The 21,661-nt window shown below is 37.5% G+C and carries 15 protein-coding genes, 1 tRNA gene and 3 rRNA genes; 7 read left to right on the top strand and 12 right to left on the bottom strand.

Annotation, left to right across the window (positions count from 1 at the left end; genetic code table 11):
- Positions 1–30: 30 nt before the first annotated feature.
- The 3 genes from ACY0M5_RS03445 to ileS all read right to left on the bottom strand — a co-directional run bounded on the left by ACY0M5_RS03445 (position 31) and on the right by ileS (position 4,618).
- A complete protein-coding gene (locus ACY0M5_RS03445; RefSeq protein ID WP_124994174.1) occupies positions 31–642 on the bottom strand; it encodes a lipoprotein signal peptidase in 612 nt (203 codons plus the stop codon).
- 125 nt (positions 643–767) lie between these two features.
- A complete protein-coding gene (locus ACY0M5_RS03440) occupies positions 768–1,142 on the bottom strand; it encodes a TraR/DksA family transcriptional regulator (RefSeq protein WP_101310971.1) in 375 nt (124 codons plus the stop codon).
- A 35-nt stretch (positions 1,143–1,177) separates the two neighbouring features.
- Complete coding sequence (ileS, locus tag ACY0M5_RS03435) at positions 1,178–4,618, bottom strand: isoleucine--tRNA ligase (RefSeq protein WP_461630810.1); 3,441 nt, start codon at positions 4,616–4,618, stop codon at positions 1,178–1,180.
- 998 nt (positions 4,619–5,616) lie between these two features.
- Between ileS and ACY0M5_RS03430 the strand changes: the two genes are divergently transcribed.
- Complete coding sequence (locus tag ACY0M5_RS03430) at positions 5,617–6,027, top strand: OsmC family protein (protein WP_124994176.1); 411 nt, start codon at positions 5,617–5,619, stop codon at positions 6,025–6,027.
- Between the two features lie 65 nt (positions 6,028–6,092).
- Positions 6,093–7,115 (top strand): NAD-dependent epimerase/dehydratase family protein, encoded by a 1,023-nt coding sequence (locus ACY0M5_RS03425; RefSeq protein ID WP_461630809.1) that lies wholly within the window; start codon positions 6,093–6,095, stop codon positions 7,113–7,115.
- 6 nt (positions 7,116–7,121) lie between these two features.
- On the opposite strand, the gene ACY0M5_RS03420 is transcribed toward ACY0M5_RS03425, so the two are convergent.
- From ACY0M5_RS03420 to gldA, 5 genes are all read right to left on the bottom strand, one after another.
- Positions 7,122–8,339 carry a carboxypeptidase-like regulatory domain-containing protein gene (locus ACY0M5_RS03420; protein WP_124994178.1) on the bottom strand — a complete coding sequence of 406 codons (1,218 nt, stop codon included), beginning with the start codon at positions 8,337–8,339 and terminating at the stop codon, positions 7,122–7,124.
- Positions 8,340–8,542: 203 nt separating this feature from the next.
- Complete coding sequence (locus ACY0M5_RS03415) at positions 8,543–8,857, bottom strand: hypothetical protein (protein WP_124994179.1); 315 nt, start codon at positions 8,855–8,857, stop codon at positions 8,543–8,545.
- A 527-nt stretch (positions 8,858–9,384) separates the two neighbouring features.
- A complete protein-coding gene (gene metK / locus ACY0M5_RS03410) occupies positions 9,385–10,641 on the bottom strand; it encodes a methionine adenosyltransferase (RefSeq protein ID WP_461630808.1) in 1,257 nt (418 codons plus the stop codon).
- A gap of 1,018 nt (positions 10,642–11,659) precedes the next feature.
- Positions 11,660–12,037 carry a GxxExxY protein gene (locus ACY0M5_RS03405; RefSeq protein WP_124994181.1) on the bottom strand — a complete coding sequence of 126 codons (378 nt, stop codon included), beginning with the start codon at positions 12,035–12,037 and terminating at the stop codon, positions 11,660–11,662.
- 44 nt (positions 12,038–12,081) lie between these two features.
- Complete coding sequence (gene gldA, locus ACY0M5_RS03400) at positions 12,082–12,981, bottom strand: gliding motility-associated ABC transporter ATP-binding subunit GldA (RefSeq protein WP_461630807.1); 900 nt, start codon at positions 12,979–12,981, stop codon at positions 12,082–12,084.
- Positions 12,982–13,138: 157 nt separating this feature from the next.
- On the opposite strand from gldA, the gene ispG reads away from it, so the two are divergent.
- Positions 13,139–15,091 (top strand): (E)-4-hydroxy-3-methylbut-2-enyl-diphosphate synthase, encoded by a 1,953-nt coding sequence (ispG, locus tag ACY0M5_RS03395; protein WP_124994183.1) that lies wholly within the window; start codon positions 13,139–13,141, stop codon positions 15,089–15,091.
- 175 nt (positions 15,092–15,266) lie between these two features.
- Entirely contained in the window at positions 15,267–15,947 is a 681-nt protein-coding gene (locus ACY0M5_RS03390) for a hypothetical protein (protein WP_461630806.1), read from the top strand.
- A gap of 12 nt (positions 15,948–15,959) precedes the next feature.
- Here the strand turns inward: ACY0M5_RS03390 and ACY0M5_RS03385 are convergent, their stop codons facing one another.
- Positions 15,960–16,583, bottom strand: coding sequence for an HAD family hydrolase (locus ACY0M5_RS03385; RefSeq protein WP_461630805.1), 624 nt, complete (start codon positions 16,581–16,583; stop codon positions 15,960–15,962).
- Between the two features lie 100 nt (positions 16,584–16,683).
- Here ACY0M5_RS03385 and ACY0M5_RS03380 point away from each other — a divergent pair.
- The 3 genes from ACY0M5_RS03380 to ACY0M5_RS03370 all read left to right on the top strand — a co-directional run bounded on the left by ACY0M5_RS03380 (position 16,684) and on the right by ACY0M5_RS03370 (position 18,230).
- Positions 16,684–16,757, top strand: a tRNA-Ile gene (locus tag ACY0M5_RS03380).
- 134 nt (positions 16,758–16,891) lie between these two features.
- On the top strand, positions 16,892–17,272 hold the full coding sequence (locus tag ACY0M5_RS03375; RefSeq protein ID WP_156197417.1) for an ISAon1 family transposase N-terminal region protein: 381 nt from the start codon (positions 16,892–16,894) through the stop codon (positions 17,270–17,272).
- Positions 17,247–18,230 carry an ISAon1 family transposase gene (locus ACY0M5_RS03370; protein WP_461630804.1) on the top strand — a complete coding sequence of 328 codons (984 nt, stop codon included), beginning with the start codon at positions 17,247–17,249 and terminating at the stop codon, positions 18,228–18,230. Before ACY0M5_RS03375 ends, ACY0M5_RS03370 begins: the two co-directional genes overlap by 26 nt.
- A 111-nt stretch (positions 18,231–18,341) precedes the next feature.
- Here ACY0M5_RS03370 and rrf (ACY0M5_RS03365) read toward each other — a convergent pair.
- From rrf (ACY0M5_RS03365) to ACY0M5_RS03355, 3 genes are all read right to left on the bottom strand, one after another.
- Positions 18,342–18,451: ribosomal RNA gene (gene rrf, locus ACY0M5_RS03365) — 5S ribosomal RNA — on the bottom strand.
- Positions 18,452–18,563: 112 nt separating this feature from the next.
- A 5S ribosomal RNA gene (gene rrf / locus ACY0M5_RS03360) occupies positions 18,564–18,674 on the bottom strand.
- 106 nt (positions 18,675–18,780) lie between these two features.
- Positions 18,781–21,657, bottom strand: a 23S ribosomal RNA gene (locus ACY0M5_RS03355).
- Positions 21,658–21,661: the final 4 nt, after the last annotated feature.

Raw genomic sequence — 21,661 nt, 5'->3', positions numbered from 1 at the left:
ATACTTACTTTATTGATATAAATTATTTTTTTATTTATGCTCTTTCATGAAATATTTTCGCTGAAACAAAAGGATAAAAGTAACACCAATTGTTATGTATGAATCGGCAATATTAAAAACCGGACGAAAGAAAATATAATGTTCTCCGCCCCACATGGGTAACCATTCAGGAAATCTTCCTTCCAGAAGAGGGAAATAAAGCATATCAACTACTTTGCCATGTAAAAAGGATGCATAGCCTCCCCCTTCGGGCATAAAAGTTGAAACCTGATAGTAGCTATCATTAAAAATTAATCCATAAAATGCACTGTCAATAATGTTACCCATTGCTCCGGAAAAAATTAAAGCAATTGAAATCACTAATCCCAAAGGCGCTTTCTTAGTCGAGATATCGTACAGATACCACCCAATACCGCAAACAGCAAATATTCGAAACAAACTTAAAAGAATTTTCCCCCACTGACCTTCTAATTCCATTCCGAAGGCCATTCCATTGTTTTCAATAAAATGAATCAAGAACCAATCCCCGAATACCGAATACTCTTCTCCCAGCATCATATGAGTTTTGATCCAAATTTTTACTACCTGATCCAAAACAAGAAGTAGCACAATAAGTACTATCGATTTTTTAAATAAAGACATATTCACTATTTAATCGTTAACAGCTAATCTATTTCAGATTCCAAATAAATAGAAACCTTGATTTGTAAACAAAAATGATTGGAAGAATATTCTTCCAATCATTAAGATATATTCAATAAAAGATCTTACTGTTTGTTTTTAGCCTCGATACTTAACGTAGCATGAGGAACAGCACGAAGTCTTTCTTTAGCAATTAAATTACCTGTCTCGCGACAAATACCATAGGTTTTATTTTCAATGCGAATTAAAGCTATTTCAAGATGAGAAATAAACTTTGCCTGACGTTCAGCTAAACGTCCTGCTTCCTCTTTCGACAATACAGAAGCTCCTTCTTCCAACACTTTAAAAGTGGGTGAAGTATCTTCAGTATCATTTCCAGAACTATTCGAGATTACGGCTTTTAAAGTCACATAATCTTTTTTTGCTTTCTCAAGTTTAGCATTAATCAAATCTTTGAATTCCTGCAACTCTTCGTCTGTATATCGCTTCTTTTCTGCCATTGTTTCTATTTTTTTTAAAGATAACAAAAAATCGATTATTCACTAACTTTTTCAATCTTAATAAAGCTCTCTACACCCAGCTCAATCTCCACTGCTTTAGCTTCATTATCAGCTAATTTTTCAACTAATTCAATACTTACTGCTAAAGTTTGTGTTCCAATGTATTCTTTATGAGCAAGTACAGCATCATTAATAGAATCATGCATCATAATTTGAAGCTTAATTTTATCGGTTACATCAAAATCACTGTCCTTCCTTAAATTCTGAATTCTATTGATAAACTCACGGGCAATTCCTTCTTTACGTAATTCTTCGGTTATGTTTACGTCCATTGCAACAGTAAGTTTCCCTTCATTGGCAACTAACCACCCTGGAATATCTTCAGAAACAATTTCTACATCTTCAGGAGTCAGGCTGACATTTTCATTGTTTACCACAATTGTGTAACTACCTGCCTTTTCGAAAGCAAGAATATCTTCCTGATTCATTTTACCAATTTCAGCAGCAATTTGTTTCATTATCTTACCATGCTTTGGCCCTAAGGTCTTAAAGTTAGGCTTGATATTTTTTACTAAAACACCTGTTGTATCGGTAATGAATTCCATTTCCTTCACATTAATTTCTGAAAGAACGATATTCTTAATAGCCTCTAACTGAGGCACCATAGAATCATCAAGAATTGGAATAATAATCTTTTGCAGAGGCTGACGAACACGTATTTTCACTTTACGGCGCAATCCAAGTGACATTGACGAAATCTTCTGTGCCATATCCATTCTTTCTTCCAATTCAGAATCAATTACTTCCGGATCGTATTTAGGGAAATTCACCAAATGAACCGATTCTTCAGTAAAACGACCGGTAACTGAATTCAGATCTTTAAACAATTGATCCATATAGAAAGGAGCAATTGGTGAAGCCAATACAGAAATAGTCTCTAAACATCTGTAAAGAGTTTGGTAAGCAGAAATTTTATCGGTAGAATAGTCGCCGCCCCAATATCTTTTTCGACACAAACGAACGTACCAGTTTGATAGATTTTCATTTACAAAATTCTGAATTGCACGACCGGCACGAGTTGGCTCGTAGGCTTCATAACACTCTTCAACTTCTTTAATTAAGGAGTTCAACAGAGAAAGAACCCAACGATCAATTTCAGGACGCTGTTCCATTGGCACGTCAGCTTCAGAATAAGTAAATCCATCAACATTCGCATACAATTGGAAGAAACTATAAGTATTGTAAAGTGTTCCAAAGAATTTACGACGAACTTCTTCCACACCACCTAAATCAAATTTCAAGTTATCCCAAGGCTGAGCATTGGTAATCATGTACCAACGCAATGGATCCGAACCATATTTTTCAATGGTTGAAAATGGATCAACTGCATTTCCAAGACGTTTAGACATCTTATTGCCTTTTGCATCCAGCACCAAACCGTTGGAGATGATATTTTCGAAAGCAACTCCATCGAAACACATGGTTGCAATGGCATGCAAAGTAAAGAACCATCCACGTGTTTGATCCACACCTTCGGCAATAAACTGAGCTGGGAACAACTTGTCGAAATTCTCTTTGTTTTCGAAAGGATAATGTTGCTGCGCATATGGCATAGCTCCTGAATCGAACCAAACATCAATCAAATCGAGCTCACGAACCAATTTTTGACCAGTCTCACTCACCAAAATCAAACCATCAACATATGGACGGTGTAAATCGAATTTCTCGTAATTCTCTTTGCTGTTATCACCTTCAATGTAATCAGCCAAAATATTTTCAGTCATGAAACCAGCAGCCATCGATTTTTCAATCTCAGCTTTCAATTCTGCAACTGAACCTATACATTTTATTTCAGCGCGATCCTCACTTACCCAAATTGGAAGTGGAGTTCCCCAATAACGGGAACGGGAAAGATTCCAATCCTGCAGATTCTCCAACCATTTTCCAAAACGACCTTCACCTGTTGATTTAGGTTTCCAGTTAATGGTTTTATTTAGTTCGATCATACGATCGCGGACTTTTGTAGTTTCAATAAACCATGAATCCAATGGATAGTAAAGAATTGGCTTATCTGTTCTCCAGCAATGTGGATAGTTGTGAATATGTTTCTCAACTTTAAAAGCCAGACTTTCTTTCTTTAAGGCAACAGCAATGTCGATATCTAAAGTCACATCATCATCTGTTAAAGTTGAATCGTAAGCATTTTTCACAAAACGACCGGCATACTCACCGTAAGCCTCAACATTCACAAATTCTTTTACAAACTCCTCGCTCAAGTCTTCAATTTTGAAGAACTTACCGGTACGATCAACCATTGGCTGCATTTTACCTTCTTTATCGCGAAGAATTAATGGTGAGATACCAGCCACTTTGGCAACCCTGTCATCATCCGCACCAAAAGTTGGAGCGATATGAACAATACCTGTACCATCTTCTGTTGTAACAAAATCACCTAAAATTACGCGGAAAGCATCACCTTCAGGCTTTACCAAAGGCATTAATTGCTCGTAGCGAAGACCTTCCAAATCGGCTCCTACATGTTCCGAAAGCATTTTGTAGGTTAAACGCTTATCGCCAACTTCATATTCTCCCAATTCAAGTCCTTCGTATTTTTTATCAAAGAAATTGTAGAACAAATTTTTAGCCAGAATAACCACACAAGGAATTCCTGTATACGGATTAAAAGTGCGAACACGAATGTATTCGATTTTTGGACCAACAGCCAAAGCGGTATTCGAAGGAAGTGTCCATGGAGTAGTTGTCCATGCAATAAAATAAGCATCACAATCTATTCCTTCGTAAAGGAATTCGCTTTTCTCATCGCGGGTCACTTTAAACATACCAACAGCTGTAGTATCTTTCACATCTTTATAACAGCCAGGTTGATTTAACTCATGAGTTGATAAACCCGTACCTGCTGCAGGAGAAAACGGTTGGATTGTATATCCTTTGTATAATAAATCTTTTTCAAACAGTTGTTTCAACAACCACCAAAGTGTTTCAATGTAACGGTTATCGTAGGTAATGTACGGCTCTTCCATATTTACCCAATACCCCATTTTTGAGGTTAAATCTTCCCACTCACGGGTATATTTCATTACATTGGTACGACAGGCCAGATTGTAATCATCAACCGAGATTTTAGTCCCAATATCTTCTTTGGTAATTCCCAATTCTTTCTCAACACCAAGCTCAACCGGCAGACCATGAGTATCCCATCCTGCTTTACGATTCACCTGAAATCCCTTCAAAGTTTTGTATCTGCACACAATATCTTTAAGAGCGCGAGCCATAACATGGTGGATACCCGGCATACCATTTGCCGAAGGTGGTCCTTCATAAAATACAAAAGTGGGATTGCCTTCGCGAGTCTGCAAACTCTTCTCGAATGTATTATTTTCATTCCAATCTTTTAGAATATCCTTGTTGACCTGTGATAGATCAAGATTCTTGTACTCTGGGAATTTAGTGCTCATTTATTGTAAAATTTATCTTGTATTCGCTAATACCGATTCACATTCGTATTCATCATTAATCTGTGCAAATTAGATACTGATTGACAAATGTCTACCGACATTATTCCGACTAAAATTATCTTATCTGTTATAAAAAGTTTACAAATATAGAAAAATTACAAGAATTGATGGTCATAGTGATTGTAGAATCAAGGGACTAAGCTCTATTTAATCAGCAATAAAAGTTGATTTTTTTAGAGACTTTGCTGATTGCTTATAATTCGAAATTATAAGATCTGTTTTCGGTTTGAATCTGAAAGTGGAAAAAAAAAGATCTCCTAAACATTGCTGTTCAGGAGATCCATTTATCAGGCCTTACTTCATCTAACCATAGCTTTATTATATGTGTGTCTTATCTAAGAAGTAATCAAAAATAGCTATACTACCTCTATTAAGGTAGATATAACTCTTTCATCCATTTAACATGCCAAAAAGGGATAAATAATTTCCATGATTGTCTCTTAGTAATTACCTGCTTAGATATTAAACGTAATCCGTCAATGATAGGTCTATATATTAAAGCATAGATCAATATAGCTATTACAAACCCAACGTTGTTTTCATTAGACAATAAATAATACATTAAAATACCTGGTCCAATCATGAACGCTAAATAATAAATAAATATATTTTTCATTTGCTAGTATAAATTTTTCCGACACTGTGTATAATAACAGGAAAATCAGAAATTAGGGTGACAAGCCTTTGGCTTATTTTCATAAAAAAAAATAAAACACATGACAAAAAACATAAATATCTAACATACTGAACTCAAAATTCTTTCTGATGCAATTGAAAAAACATAAGATAAACAAGGAATTTAACTTCTAATCCTAGAAGTTCCAATTAAAGTGAATTTTATTATCTAACTCTTATGAGGGTTTTACTATCTATTTTAAAATTCTTAAATTCACAGAACAAAAATTGCTTATTACACACTTCACTAAATATAAAACAGCATGACAACTATCAAATCAAAATACCTTGGCGATTTACGGACTGAGTGCATTCATTTGCAATCGGGCAATAAAATTTTAACCGATGCACCAACTGATAATCAAGGAAAAGGAGAAGCATTTTCGCCTACCGATTTGCTGGCCGCTTCACTGGGTTCCTGCATTATGACCATTATGGGAATTGTTGCCCGCGATAACAATATTGACATTACCGGAACCGAGCTGGATATCACTAAAATTATGGCGAGTGATCCGAGAAGAGTTGATGAAGTTGTAGTTGAATTCAATTTCCCGAATAAAAAATATACTGCAGAGGAAAAACAAATTATTGAAAGCGTTGCAGGAACCAGCCCGGTCCCCTTAAGTGTTCACTCTCAATTGACACAAACCATTAAATTAAACTGGCCGAAATAGGTTTCATTTTTCATGCTTTAATTCATCCCCCTAATTTTTCGGGGATATTTACTTAATAATATTCTATGATTTTAGTTACCGGTGGAACTGGTCTTGTTGGTTCGCATTTACTATTCGATTTACTTTCGAAAGGCAATAAAGTTCGTGCACTAAAACGAAAAAACAGTAATACAGGATTGGTACGAACCACTTTTTCTTTCTATGCAGAAAATGCTGATAAACTGTTTGATACCATCGAATGGTTCGATGGAGATATGCTGGATCCTTTCTCGCTGGAAGATGCTCTTGAAGGAATTGAAGATGTGTACCATTGTGCCGCCTTAGTCTCTTTTAAGAAGGAAGATGGTAAAAACATGCTGGATATTAATGTGGAAGGAACCCGAAATATTGTAAATGCTTGCCTGAATGCAAATATTAGAAAATTTTGCATGGTAAGTTCCGTTGCGGCCTTGGGTTCTCCTGAGGAAGGAGAAAATACCGTTTCTGAAAAAACTCCATGGAGTCCGGAAGAAAAAAGATCGGGCTACTCAAACAGTAAATTTAAATCGGAATTGGAGGTTTGGAGAGGAATAGAAGAAGGATTGAATGCTGTGATTGTGAACCCGTCAATTATTATTGGTCCCGGACAATGGGATAAGGGAAGTTCTCTTCTGTTTAAAACCGTTGCCAAAGGTTTAAAATACTATACCAAAGGAATTACCGGTTATGTTGATGTTCGTGACGTAAGTCGTTCGATGATAGAATTGATGGAAAGTGACATTGCAAATGAACGCTTTGTTCTAAACAGCGAGAATTGCAGCTATGAATTTATTTTAAAAACCATTGCTAAATATTTGGGAATTGAAGATCCTGCTAAATTTGCAAACGAAAAATTAACCGAAATTGCCTGGAGACTCGCTTATCTAAAAAGAATATTCCTTTTTAAGTCTTCCGGATTTACAAAAGAAACTGCCCGGGCATCTCACAATATAAAATACTACTCGAACCAGAAAATAAAAGAGGCTTTGAATTTTGAGTTTATTCCTGTTGAGAAGAGTATTGAGGATACGTTGAAGCACTACCCCAAACAAAAAGTCGTAACAATATAGCAACGGTTATTCAAAAATAATTTTGAGACTCCAATTAGAATCAATTCGCCTCCCCCGCCATCTTGCAGTAGTCCATTTAAACGTATCAACCATATATCTGGCCAAATATTCTTTATTTATCTTGTCATCACAAATAATATCAATGAGCTTAGTTTGTCCAAATTTATCAATTACGAAATACACTTCTGCTTCACATTTTCTCAGTTTCCTTTTACTATTTAAAGATGATACTAATGTTACATAGGAATTTCTCAGACCTCCAATCGCAGAAGGTAAATTAGAAATCAATGGATTAAAATTCGAAAACTCACATACAAGCCAAACATTAATCTTTGAAGAATCTCTAACCTTTGGAAATTGATCTAGGTAACAAGTTGAATCAATTCGAATTTCACCGCTTTTAGCAACAATTAAATCGGGTAGATAATATGTGTTTTTCTTTAGCTTAAAATTGATTGTTTGATCTTTATTATCTGTGACTTTTATGATTTGAGGTTCATAATTAAAATTGAAGACATCAATTTTTTTAATACTATCGATCTCGAAATAATATTTTCCATCAAAATCCGTAGTTTCGTAATATTTTAAAGAATCAAATTGATTATAAGCTAAGAATAATACTCCTGGTAGAGATTCTCCTTCTGTATTTCTGACCTCTCCTTTTAATGTTTCTATTTTTAGGTGTTTATCCCAACTCTTAGGATGAAAATGAATTGACTTAATTAAAAGACTATCGAGGTTTTCTTTAACAGTTAAATGAATCCCTACTTTTTTATAAACAGCCACATTTTTTTTCTGTTTATATCGCTTTTCTTTTATGAATCCTAAATCTAGTATTCCCTTTTTAGTAAGCTTATTTGCATTCAATCCATCCTCGAAAAACAATGAAGTATTATTGGTGTTTTTAATTGAAATTGTTTTTAATATATATTTATTCAGTGAATCTTGTATGCAAACAATTTCATAACTATTTGTTTCAATCCAGTACTCATAATCTGTCCCTGAATCACAATCTCCATCCCAATGCACGATACAAGGCGAACCTAAGGAATCTATCTGTGACTTTGTTAAAATATCACTCAACTCTGTCATACCAATAACCAACGTATCTCGATTTAAGATGATAGTATCATTTTTGATTAAAACTTTGTCACGAATTTCCTGAGAATAGACAGAAAAACAGCAAATCAATTGGAAAAAACTAGTAAGAATTATTCGACTCATAAAGACATTTTTATTAGTCAATAAAACTAATAATTTTATAGTAAAGAATACTTTCAAATGAAAAAAGCCAGATCGAATGATCTACCTTTACTGTTTCTAACTGTAAATAATTATTTTATAGCAACACAGCATATTCAAATCTAAGTTTGAAGTAGACACACTAGACAACCACATATTTTAAGCATTTAAATACAATTTGTGATTTACTTGTTACCACCCAAAAGTTGAATTACTTCTCGAAGCATTTTATTTTCTTGCTGCAATTGATCCATTTGTGGATCGACAGGATTAGTAATGTTTATTTCATCAGCCAGAACTTTAAAGAAATTCAATTGCAGTGCTTCACAAACTTCCCAAAGACGATCGATTTGCATGCTTGGTCGTTTTAGAATATGATACATGGAGTTTAGCCCAATGTTCATTTTATGTGCAAGTTCAGGAGCGCTTAATCCTTGTCGTTTCATTTCGAACCTAATTAGTTCGTTAATAGCAACTGAATTTTTAACTTTTCGTCTCATAATGATTCATTTATGAATTAGCTTGACAACACAATATTCTTATTGTGACAGGAATAAAGCTAACAATAATTAACTGATATTGCTGTATTTTAGTATCAGAATATTACTTATTGGGAATAAAATAGGGTTTGATTTCGATAAAATGTTATTTGAAAGTAGTAATATCTTATTTGAAGGTCTCGAATTATTATTTGAAAATATCAAATTATTAATTGCCATCGGATGATTGTTATTCTTTAGCACTAGTTTATTAATTTATGGTGTTTTACTACCAGATACTTAACAAAGCTTCCTTTAAATGGGGAGGGAAAATGTTTCGTGCCATGTTGAAACTGGGTTTTGGGTTAGGGCCCCGAAAGCTTTCGGGGGAAGGGAAACCCCGCAACGAGGAACGAGTGAGGAGTTGGAACGAAAAGCCCGCCCCGCAGGGGAACCCCCAAATAAATTTTACTCCTTAAATAGTTGGCGTAAAAAAAGCCACTCCAAATAATATGGAATGGCTTTGTATATATTGTATTTGTTGTTGTTTACAAATTGAACGCTTCTTTTACTTTCTCGATGTAGTCTAATTTTTCCCAAGTGAATAATTCCACTTCAAGCTCAACGCCATCAAAGTAAGGAGATTCAAATTTTTTCACTACCATACGAGGTGTGCGTCCCATATGACCATAGGCCGCTGTTTCTTCGTAAATAGGGTTGCGTAATTTCAATCGTTGCTCAATAGCAGCCGGACGTAAGTCAAAAATCTCAGTAACTTTCTCAGCAATTTGACCATCGGTAAGGCTAAGATTCGATTTTCCGTAGGTATTTACATAAATCCCTACAGGCTCGGCAACACCAATTGCGTATGAAAGCTGAACCAACAATTCATCAGCTACTCCTGCAGCCACTAAATTTTTGGCAATGTGACGGGCAGCATAAGCTGCTGAACGGTCAACTTTCGAAGGATCTTTTCCTGAGAATGCACCACCCCCGTGAGCGCCTTTTCCTCCATAAGTATCAACAATTATCTTACGGCCAGTTAAACCGGTATCACCATGAGGTCCGCCAATTACGAATTTTCCTGTTGGATTTACGTGCAAAATAAAGTTTTCATCAAACATCACCTGAATACGCTTCGGCAATTGCTTAATTACACGAGGTATCAAGATATTGCGAACGTCTTTCTTAATTTTAGCCAGCATCAACTCATCGTTCGGGCCAAAATCATCGTGCTGAGTAGAAACCACAATCGTGTGTACTCTTTCGATGGTATCATCATCGGCGTACTGAATGGTAACCTGCGATTTTGAATCGGGACGAAGGTAGGTCATTTCTCTTCCTTCGCGGCGAATAGCTGCTAATTCTATCAGCAAACGATGCGAAAGCTCAAGAGCCAAAGGCATGTAATCGTCGGTTTCCCTGCATGCATAACCAAACATCATTCCCTGGTCGCCTGCTCCCTGTGTCATTGGATCTTCGCGATCTACACCACGGTTAATATCAGCTGATTGTTCGTGAATTGCAGACAATACACCACATGATGTGCCGTCGAACTGATATTCACTTTTGGTATAACCAATGCGGTTAATTACCTCACGAGCTACTTCCTGAGCATCGATATAGGTTTTGGTTTTTACTTCACCGGCAAGAACCACCTGTCCGGTAGTAACCAAGGTTTCCAAAGCAACTTTTGAGTTTGGGTCGAAAGCCAAAAACTTATCCAATAATGCATCTGAAATTTGATCAGAAACCTTATCCGGATGTCCTTCAGAAACTGATTCTGATGTGAATAAATATCCCATAATATTTTAATAATAATTAGTTGTGATGCCGATATCATCAATTGCATGAATGAAACCGACAGGCAATGTTGTTTAAGATCATTAACTAAATAATGATGTACACGATACAGGAAAGCAATGGTTGGTTGTCTACATGCAGAAAAGCACATAGTTCACCATTTAGCATTTTTTTCTGTGGTTGCAAGCAGCCAAATCTTTCCACTTATTTCGGGGCAAAGGAAAGTATTATTTCGGAAAGAAACAAAACTAAAGACCCACTTTTACAACATTTTAACAAAAGCCTCAACTGAAAAACAGGGACTTCCGAGCCAATAAAGAGCTATAAGTCTTAATTATAGTGAGGATTTCAATTTTTGCCACAGAGACATAAGAATTAAACCAATTCGTTTTTTTTCTCTGTGATACTCCGTGTTCTCTGTGGTCAGTCTTTTTTTACAGAAAGGTGAAGCTAAGTACAAACTAACTTTTCACCACAGAGAACACAAAGACACACAGAGGAAGAGCAAGACTTAAATAAAAAGTATGAGAATTAAACCAATTCGTTTTTTTTCTCTGTGATACTCCGTGTTCTCTGTGGTCAGTCTTTTTTTACGGAAAGGTGAAGCTAAGTGTAAACTAACCTTTTGCCACAGAGAACACAAAGACACACAGAGGAAGAACAAAACTTTTAAAAAAAAAGCATAAGAATTAAACCAATTCGTTTTTTTTCTCTGTGATACTCCGTGTTCTCTGTGGTCAGTCTTTTTTTACGGAAAGGTGAAGCTAAGTGTAAACTAACCTTTTGCCACAGAGAACACAAAGACACACAGAGGAAGACAAGACTTAAAATAAAAGCATGAGAATTAAACCAATTCGTTTTTTTTCTCTGTGATACTCCGTGTTCTCTGTGGTCAGTCTTTTTTTTACGGAAGGGTGGCTAAGTACAAACTAACTTTTTACCACAAAGAGCACTGAGGGACACTGAGGGCAAAAACAGCTAAAATTCAAATAGCTACTAATAGAAACCGGGATAGAAAGATTAATACCCATTAACAACTCTCTTAATCCCATACTTTAACATTTCAACGTTGAAATTAATCATCAGCCCAAGTCTTCTATTGGCAAGTTTTAAATAGGTTAGCGTTTGTGCCAAATGAATATCTTTAAATGAGTCAATTGATTTTAACTCAACAATAACCTGATCCTCCACAAATAAATCAAGTCGATAACCACAATCCAGTTTTACACCATCATAACTTATCGGAAGAGCTTTTTCTTTCTCTACTTTTAAACCTGATTTTTGTAATTCGTAAAACAGGCATTCTTGATATGCTGATTCTAATAATCCCGGCCCAAGAACAGTATGTACTTTCATTGCAGCCTTAATTATCTTTTCGGTAATTTCATTTTCCTTCATATTGTTTTTTCTGTAAAATTAAAGCTACATCAAAACAAACAAAATCACAAAGTGAGTTCATGAAAAATATCCTCTAAATTCTCCGATCGGGTTTTCATCTCCAAAATCACCAGACTTTTAGATACGGCAAATTGAAATACCTCTTTACGGATATCTCTTAGGGAAACAAAACAGTAACGATTTTCGCCAAGGACTTCAATTTCATTCACTCCGCTAATTTCCTGCAATAAGTCTGAAGATACTTCAGAAGCAAATTCAACTTCGACCACATGAGATGATTTTGCGGACGCAAGAAAATCTATATTCCGATCGGCCACCAACTTTCCTTTATTTACAATTAAAACCCGCTGGCAACAAGCTTCTACTTCCTGCATGATATGCGTCGAAAGCATCACGGTTTTTTCCCTGCCGATATCAATAATTAATTTTCGGATTTCCAATAACTGATTTGGATCCAATCCGGTAGTCGGCTCATCCAATATCAGCACCTTCGGATCATGAATTAAGGCCTGAGCAATTCCCACTCTTTGGCGGTATCCTTTCGAAAGAGAAGCTATTTTTTTATTCTGTTCGGTTCCCAATCCAGTCAAATCAATCATTTCGGCAATTCGCCTGGCCTTACTTTTACCTAATTTATAAATAGATGCCACATGACCGAGATATTCTTTCACATACATTTCCAAATACAATGGATTGTGTTCGGGCAAATAACCAATTTGTCTTCTAATTTCAAGAGAATCCATGCTAACATCCAGTCCGTTTACCTCTACCAAGCCTGAAGTTTGGGGAATATAACCAGTAATAATTTTCATCATTGTTGATTTTCCCGCGCCATTTGGTCCCAAGAATCCAACAATCTCGCCTTGAATAATTTCAAAACTCAAATTGTCCAAAGCTTTTTGTTTACCGTATAATTTGCTTACTTCCTGAACTTTTACTGACATAGAATCTGTTTCATTTTTACCACAAAGGAGTCGCCAAATGCAACACAAAGTTTCTCAAAGCAAATTATTGTATTTCTTGCAAAGCTTCGTGCCAAAGGTTCACCAAATTTATAAAATTTATCACTTACCTTTGTATTTCAATACTAAAACCTAAAAAATGAGTTTCCCGAAACATCAACTTTTTTGCAAAGATCTGTTTAACTACTCTCGACGCATATCATCAGAATCCAAAATCGGAAACACTGCGCTGGGTGGTACAAATCCAATTCGAATTCAATCGATGACCAACACCGATACCAATAATATTGAAGCGAGTGTTGAACAATCCATCAGAATGATAGAATCGGGAGCAGAATACGTTCGATTAACTGCCCAAGGAACAAAAGAGGCCGAAAGCCTGAAGTTCATCAAAGAAGAATTGGTAAAAAGAGGATACAATACTCCTTTGGTTGCTGATATTCATTTTAATCCTGCTGCCGCATTAATTGCCGCAAAATATGTTGATAAAGTACGTATCAATCCGGGGAACTTTGTTGATAAACGAGCCGACTTTACTAGTATTGACTATGGAGAAACTAAATATCAGGAAGACCTTGAAAAAATAAAAGATAAATTCATTCCCTTACTTCGCATTTGCAAGGAAAACAATACCGCAATTAGAATTGGAACCAACCATGGCTCTTTATCTGATCGGATTATGAGTAGGTTCGGAGATACGCCACGTGGAATGGTGGAAGCCACTTTAGAATTCCTGCGTATTTGTAAGGAGCAGAATTTTCAGAATGTTGCCATCTCGATTAAATCGAGCAATACAGTAATGATGGTAAAAACTGTTCGTTTGCTGATTTGTGAAATGGAAAATGAGAATATGCATTATCCCCTGCATTTGGGTGTAACCGAAGCTGGTGAAGGTGAAGATGGCCGGATAAAATCGGCCGTTGGAACAGGAGCATTATTAAATGATGGAATTGGCGATACCATTCGGATATCACTTACCGAAGATCCGGAAATAGAATCTCCGGTAGGAAAAAAACTAGTCGATTACGTTTCTGAAAAAGTTGGTCATGCGCCAATTTTACCGGTTAAAAATACAGACATCAATCTCTTTGATTTTTATAAAAGATCCACATCTCTGATTGGGAATATTGGAAGCCAAAAAGTTCCTGTAGTGGTTACGGATGCCAGCCATGAAAAATGTATTTCAACTGATCTGCCAGAGAAAGCCGGCTACATTTTAAATGAAGATACATTTGAATGGGAAAAAGGCAAGTTAGCCAGCGATTATTTGTTTGTAAATGGTTTTGATGCCATTTTTGCCGACTATCCAAAAGAATTAGGAATAATTGTAGATCAGGAATGCTGGGAAATGGCCAATAATTATGCTGAAAACACCTATCCTCTGTTTCAGGCAAATCAATTTACAAATACTAACCTTTCCTTCTTTCACACAGATATCTTTTTTGTTGAATGTAGCTATTCTGATTTATCAGACGGGTTTATTCAGGAAATAATCAAGAATCCAAAAGTCGTTTTGGTCTGCTCATCAGTGCATCAAAATGCATTTGCAGAACAAAGAGCTTTTGCTTTCCGATTGGTTCAATCTAAATGCAAAGCACCTGTAATTTTCAAAAGATCATTTGAAGAATCAAACTTGGAAGATATTCATTTAAAGGCTTCTGCTGATTTAGGAAGCTTGTATTTTGATGGATTTGGAAATGGAATCTGGCTTGATAATAAAGGTGATCTCTCCCATGAAGATGTCAACTCAACAGCATTTGGGATTTTGCAGGCCGCCAGGGTAAGAACAAGCAAAACGGAATTTGTCTCTTGTCCTGGTTGCGGAAGAACCCTATTCCAGCTTCATGATGTTGTTGCAGAAGTCAAAAAACAATTTTCTCACTTAACCCATCTGAAAATAGCTGTAATGGGATGTATTGTAAATGGACCCGGCGAAATGGGTGATGTAGATTATGGTTATGTAGGAGCAGGGCCGGGAAAAGTATCATTGTACAAAAAACGCGAATTAATTAAGAAAAATATACCGAGGGAAAATGCCATTCATGAACTTACAGAGATCATTAAAGCTCATGGAGATTGGATTCATAAATAAACCATTTCAAACTTTTTTTTATCGCTCTTTGTTTTAGTATCTTGCAGTTATATCAATATTATTTTACATAGTGAAAAACAAAGTCATACTATTCATTTTTCTTTTCCTTTTTAATTTTGCTTACGGAGATAAACTCGAACTAAGCGGAATTTTTCTAGGCAAAAATGTTTACGTAATGAACCCTTTCTCTGACTCAGGAGTGGGATTTTGTGTTTTCGAGGTAACTGTAAATGGTCAAAACTCTGCTGATGAAATTAACAGCAGCGCTTTTGAAATCGATTTATCTAAGTTTAATTTCCAAATAGGTGAAAAGATAAATATCGCACTTTACTATAAAAATGGATGTTTACCCAAAATCATTAATCCAGAAGCAATTAAACCTGTAAGTTCATTCCGTTTGCAAAGTGCTGCAATTGACAAAAAAGGAGTCCTGAATTGGGCTACTAAGGATGAACGGGGCTCATTGCCATTTATCGTGCAACAATATCGTTGGAACAAATGGATCACAATTGGTGAAGTAGAAGGAATTGGAACCCCTCAATTAAATAAATATCAACTGAATGTTCGCCCTCACTCGGGAAAAAATATTTTCAGAATTTATCAGGTCGATTACACTGGAACACCTAATTATTCCTCAGATATTAAATATCAATCTACCTTCCCTGCAATTACATTTGGTCCCGAGAAAGTAAAAGATGAATTACTATTCACCAATGAAACTCTTTACGAAATATACGATAACTACGGAAATATTGTGTTTAAAGGCTTTGGCAATAAAATACAATTGGAAGGTCTGCAAAATGGATTGTATTACATCAATTATGACAATACAATGGGAAGTTTCCGCAAGAAATGATTACCCTTTACTTTAAAATAAATCAAGAATTGTTTCTCCTTTTTCCAAATTTAAATAATGAGCTTTCATACCTACAGATTTAGCCGCATCAGTATTAACCATCATATCATCAATAAATAAAGTTTCTGAAGCAATTAATCCTTCCTTTTTAAGAAGAGTTGTATAAATCTGAGGGTCTGGCTTTCTCAATCCCATATTATGGGAATAATAATCGTTTTCGAAGAAATCGGAAAGACAGACACCATGAACATTTTTAATCATTCCCATATAAGCTTCCCAATGAATGATATTTGTATTGCTCAATAGAAATATCCTATGATTCTTTTTAAGCTTTTCAAGCATCTCTAATCGCTCATAAGGAAGATCTAGAAGCATAGAATTCCACGCCGCATCAATTTGCTCATCGGTAACTTTCCCAACAATGTGCTCACGAATTTCAAGTCTAAACTGATCTGCATTTATAATGCCTTTTTCCAAACGATCAAACAAACCATTAGTTTGATATTCTTTTTTTACCACATCAATATCAGTTAGTCCAATTTCTTTAAAACTCTTAACTGCCTGATCCGTATTAATATTAAGGAGCACACCTCCAAAATCGAAAACTATATTTGGGATTGAATTGTATTTTTGCATAAAAAAATGGTTTCAAATATTGAATAATTCAATACAAATATGTAACATTGCACTCGCAAAACAAAGGTAAATAAAATACTTTTACCGTCTTGTTTTCATCGGGCCTATAGCTCAGCTGGTTAGAGCACCTGACTCATAATCAGGGGGTCCATGGTTCAAGCCCATGTGGGCCCACCCCCAACAAAAACACCCAATCGTAAAATTGGGTGTTTTTTTATGTCTTAAATTGACTTGTATTATTTAGGATCAATTCAAATATCAGGTGGTTCAAAAGGAATAATTTAATTTTGTTGTCTAAAATTTAGACGATGGATTCAACAAAAGATCACTACACCCTCTTACTTCAAGCAATTTTACCAGAAGAGATATTTTCCTACTTTGAGATCACTCAAGTTATTATTGATGAAAATCGATTGGATGTTCATCTGGATGAATTACATCAATTCCCAGAAGAATTTTCATCAGAAAAGCTGACTTCAAAAGGTTTTCAGTCAGCAGTGGTGATTCAAGATTACCCTATTCGGGAACGCATGGTTTACTTGCATGTTCGCAAAAGGAAGTGGCTCGTTTGTTCTACGGGTCAGATTGTAAGCAGAGATTGGGATTTGATAGCAAAGGGAGCTCGATATACAAAAGGGTTCGCTTCTTTTTTAAAAGAATTATTTGGACAAATACCCGATCAGCAGTAAAAGCCTTGAAAAACATTATCATATCAATGGGAATCAATTTTCTCAGCAATACAAAGAACACTTAAGTGATTTTAATCAATGGGATCAGAAATCTCATGCTCACAAGTGGATGGTTTTTCCTGAAAATATTGGTACTAAGCTAAGTATTGATGAAACAGCCTTAACCAATGGAGAGCTTTATACAATAATTACCAATAAAGCAGCAAAAGGCCGAAAAGGAGCATTGGTTGCCATGATTCAAGGGACTCAATCTGAAAATATCATCTCCATCTTAAAGAAGACTCCTAAGAGTATTAGAGGTTTAGTCGAAGAAGTAACTCTGGATATGGCGGGAAGCATGAATAAAATCGTACAAAGCAGTTTTCCCAAAGCAAGCAGGGTAATTGATCGTTTTCATGTTCAGAAATTGGCTTATGACGGTTTACAGCAAATGCGGATAGCTCATCGTTGGGATGCTCTAAATGAAGAATCTAAAGCGATCAGAGAAGCTAATTACAGGGAAGAGAAATATCAGCCGGCCGTATTTGATAATGGGGATTCTAAAAAGCAACTTTTGGCAAGAAGCAGGTATTTACTTTTTAAATCTGCAAACAATTGGACAAGAAGTCAGAAAAAACGTGCAAAAATTTTATTTGCCCAATATCCTGACATGAAAGAAGCATACATGTTAACTCATAACCTGAGATTGATATTTACACAAACCAAAGAAAAAGGTATTGCTTATACAAAATTAGCTCATTGGTTTAGAAAGGTTGAAGAGACTGGATTTAAATCATTCAGAAGTATTAAAAACACTATCCAAGATCATTATCAAGGTATTTTAAACTACTTTGATAATCACAATACGAATGCTTCGGCAGAATCTTTCAATGCAAAACTGAAAGCATTCAGGGCATCACTTAGAGGGGTGAGAGATATTAACTTCTTCCTTTTTAGGGTAGCTAAAATATATGCATAAAAAAACTTACTCCACCTTATATTTGAATTGATCCCAAATCATTGGATCAGAAATACGACTTCATATAATAATAAAAAAAGTCCTGCACCTTCACGGGCAGGACTCTTTAATAGTTGGCGTTGACCTACTCTCCCACCATTGGCAGTACCATCGGCGCTGACAAGCTTAACTTCTCTGTTCGGAATGGGAAGAGGTGGAACCCTGCTGCTATAAACACCTTAATTCTTTTGATCCTTTTTGGGGATCTACTCCTTAATCGTACCAAACCGATCCGGCACAAAAATACTTTATAACAAAAAAGAGTCTCATTCCATTGGAACAAGACTCTTTAAAAGTTGGCGTCGACCTACTCTCCCACCTGTTGGCAGTACCATCGGCGCTATCGGGCTTAACTTCTCTGTTCGGAATGGGAAGAGGTGGAACCCCGATGCAATAGACACCTAAAATCATTCATCTAATATTGAGCTTACACCCTCAAGATAATATCATAGACATATCAAAAAAATCAAAGTAAAAATAACATCCGAAAAAATTCAGAAATGAACACCGCACTCAAAAGTTTTAGGGTAATTAGTATTGCTCGGCTTTGACGTCACCGCCTTTACACCTGCAACCTATCAACGTCGTAGTCTCCAACGACCCTTAAAGGAAATCTCATCTTGAGGTAGGCTTCGTGCTTAGATGCTTTCAGCACTTATCCCTTCCGAACGTAGCTACTCTGCAATGCAGCTGGCGCCACAACAGATGCACTAGAGGTTCGTCCAACCCGGTCCTCTCGTACTAGAGTCAGATCCTCTCAAATTTCCAACGCCCACAACAGATAGGGACCGAACTGTCTCACGACGTTCTGAACCCAGCTCGCGTGCCACTTTAATGGGCGAACAGCCCAACCCTTGGGACCTTCTCCAGCCCCAGGATGTGACGAGCCGACATCGAGGTGCCAAACCGCTCCGTCGATATGAGCTCTTGGGAGCGATCAGCCTGTTATCCCCGGCGTACCTTTTATCCTTTGAGCGATGGCCCTTCCATGCGGAACCACCGGATCACTATGCTCTACTTTCGTACCTGATCGACCTGTATGTCTCACAGTCAAGCACCCTTGTGCCATTGCACTCTACACACGATTACCAAACGTGTTGAGGGTACCTTTAGAAGCCTCCGTTACTCTTTTGGAGGCGACCACCCCAGTCAAACTACCCACCACACACTGTCCGTCGTCAGACGTTAGACTCCAGATAAGCAAAGGGACGTATTTCAAGGTTGACTCCACAAGTCCTGGCGAACCCGCTTCATAGTCTCCGTCCTATCCTACACATTACTTACCCAAAATCAATGTGAAGCTGCAGTAAAGGTGCACGGGGTCTTTCCGTCCCGTTGCGGGTAATCGGCATCTTCACCGATACTACAATTTCACCGAGCTCATGGCTGAGACAGTGCCCAGATCGTTACACCATTCGTGCAGGTCGGAACTTACCCGACAAGGAATTTCGCTACCTTAGGACCGTTATAGTTACGGCCGCCGTTTACTGGGGCTTCATTTCAATGCTTCTCCGAAAATAACATCTCCACTTAACCTTCCAGCACCGGGCAGGTGTCAGGCCTTATACTTCAACTTTCGTTTTTGCAAAGCCATGTGTTTTTGATAAACAGTCGCCTGGGCCATTTCACTGCGGCTCTCATCGCTGAGAGCGTCCTTTCTCCCGAAGTTACAGGACTATTTTGCCGAGTTCCTTAGCCATGAATCACTCGAGCGCCTTAGTATACTCTACTTGACTACCTGTGTCGGTTTGAGGTACGGGCAGCTTTAACCTGAAGCTTAGAGGTTTTTCTTGGAAGTAAAATTAGGCACACTATCTGCGCTGCCGTAGCATTGCAGTACTATCGACTTTCAGCTCAAAATGCGGATTTACCTGCATCTCTCATCACGTACGGTCTTCAACGAACTATTCCGTCAGTTCGCGGTGCTTTCATCTCTTCGTCACCCCATCGCAGTTAAAGCCGGTACGGGAATATTAACCCGTTGTCCATCGAGTTCGCCTTTCGGCTACCCCTTAGGTCCCGACTAACCCTGATCCGATTAGCGTTGATCAGGAAACCTTAGTCTATTGGCGTGCGGGTTTCTCACCCGCATTATCGTTACTTATGCCTACATTTGCTTTTCCAGAAGCTCCACAATGCATTACCACACTGCTTCTGCGCCGCTGGAATGCTCCCCTACCAGTTAGAATAAATTCTAAATCCATAGCTTCGGTAGTATGTTTTATGCCCGATTATCATCCATGCAAGATCGCTCGACTAGTGAGCTGTTACGCACTCTTTAAATGAATGGCTGCTTCCAAGCCAACATCCTAGCTGTCAATGCAATCTCACCTCGTTAGTTCAACTTAACATACATTTGGGGACCTTAGCTGATGGTCTGGGTTCTTTCCCTCTCGTCCGTGGACCTTAGCACCCACGGGCTCACTGCCAGATATAAGTTATAGCATTCGGAGTTTGTCTGGATTTGATAGGCGGTGAAGCCCTCGCATCCAATCAGTAGCTCTACCTCTATAACTCTCGACTCTGACGCTGCACCTAAATGCATTTCGGGGAGTACGAGCTATTTCTCAGTTTGATTGGCCTTTCACCCCTACCCACAGTTCATCCCAAGACTTTTCAACGTCAACGGGTTGGGCCCTCCACTCTGGATTAACAGAGCTTCAGCCTGACCATGGGTAGATCACCAAGTTTCGCGTCTACCCCCACTAACTTTACGCCCTATTCAGACTCGCTTTCGCTTCGACTACGGACCTGAAGCCCTTAATCTCGCTAGTGAGGAGTAACTCGTAGGCTCATTATGCAAAAGGCACGCCGTCACACCAAAAGGTGCTCCGACCGCTTGTAAGCGTATGGTTTCAGGTACTATTTCACTCCTCTATTCGAGGTGCTTTTCACCTTTCCCTCACGGTACTTGTTCACTATCGGTCTCTCAGGAGTATTTAGCCTTACCGGATGGTCCCGGCAGATTCACACAGAATTTCTCGTGTTCCGCGCTACTCAGGATACTGCTGGAGGCATTTTGCTTACGTGTACGAGACTATCACTCTCTTCGGTGTGTCTTTCCAAACACTTCCACTTCACGCCATTTCTCTTATTGCAGTCCTACAACCCCTACATTGCCGAAACAATATAGGTTTGGGCTGATCCCCGTTCGATCGCCACTACTAGGGGAATCACTTTTGTTTTCTTCTCCTCCGGGTACTTAGATGTTTCAGTTCTCCGGGTTTGCCTCCATTGCTGGATACCTATTAAAATAGGTGGGTTGCCCCATTCGGAAATTCACGGGTCAAAGGTTATTTGCACCTCTCCATGACTTATCGCAGCTTATCACGTCCTTCATCGCCTCTGAGAGCCAAGGCATCCGCCATACGCTCTTAATTACTTCTTATTGT

The sequence above is a fragment of the Labilibaculum euxinicum genome, assembly GCF_963678175.1.
Taxonomy (GTDB): Bacteria; Bacteroidota; Bacteroidia; order Bacteroidales; family Marinifilaceae; genus Labilibaculum; species Labilibaculum euxinus.
The sequence above is the reverse complement of the archived record's forward strand: the minus strand, read 5'-3'. Positions and strand labels throughout refer to the sequence as shown.

Coding starts and splice junctions, on each gene's coding strand:
- ACY0M5_RS03425 (WP_461630809.1), top strand. CDS start 6,093: ATGATTTTAGTTACCGGTGGAACTGGTCTTGTTGGTTCGCATTTACTA.
- ACY0M5_RS03430 (WP_124994176.1), top strand. CDS start 5,617: ATGACAACTATCAAATCAAAATACCTTGGCGATTTACGGACTGAGTGC.
- ACY0M5_RS03390 (WP_461630806.1), top strand. CDS start 15,267: ATGAACCCTTTCTCTGACTCAGGAGTGGGATTTTGTGTTTTCGAGGTA.
- ACY0M5_RS03445 (WP_124994174.1), bottom strand. CDS start 642: ATGTCTTTATTTAAAAAATCGATAGTACTTATTGTGCTACTTCTTGTT.
- ACY0M5_RS03375 (WP_156197417.1), top strand. CDS start 16,892: ATGGATTCAACAAAAGATCACTACACCCTCTTACTTCAAGCAATTTTA.
- ACY0M5_RS03405 (WP_124994181.1), bottom strand. CDS start 12,037: ATGAAGGAAAATGAAATTACCGAAAAGATAATTAAGGCTGCAATGAAA.
- ACY0M5_RS03385 (WP_461630805.1), bottom strand. CDS start 16,583: ATGCAAAAATACAATTCAATCCCAAATATAGTTTTCGATTTTGGAGGT.
- ACY0M5_RS03415 (WP_124994179.1), bottom strand. CDS start 8,857: ATGAGACGAAAAGTTAAAAATTCAGTTGCTATTAACGAACTAATTAGG.
- metK (WP_461630808.1), bottom strand. CDS start 10,641: ATGGGATATTTATTCACATCAGAATCAGTTTCTGAAGGACATCCGGAT.
- ACY0M5_RS03420 (WP_124994178.1), bottom strand. CDS start 8,339: ATGAGTCGAATAATTCTTACTAGTTTTTTCCAATTGATTTGCTGTTTT.
- gldA (WP_461630807.1), bottom strand. CDS start 12,981: ATGTCAGTAAAAGTTCAGGAAGTAAGCAAATTATACGGTAAACAAAAA.
- ileS (WP_461630810.1), bottom strand. CDS start 4,618: ATGAGCACTAAATTCCCAGAGTACAAGAATCTTGATCTATCACAGGTC.
- ispG (WP_124994183.1), top strand. CDS start 13,139: ATGAGTTTCCCGAAACATCAACTTTTTTGCAAAGATCTGTTTAACTAC.
- ACY0M5_RS03440 (WP_101310971.1), bottom strand. CDS start 1,142: ATGGCAGAAAAGAAGCGATATACAGACGAAGAGTTGCAGGAATTCAAA.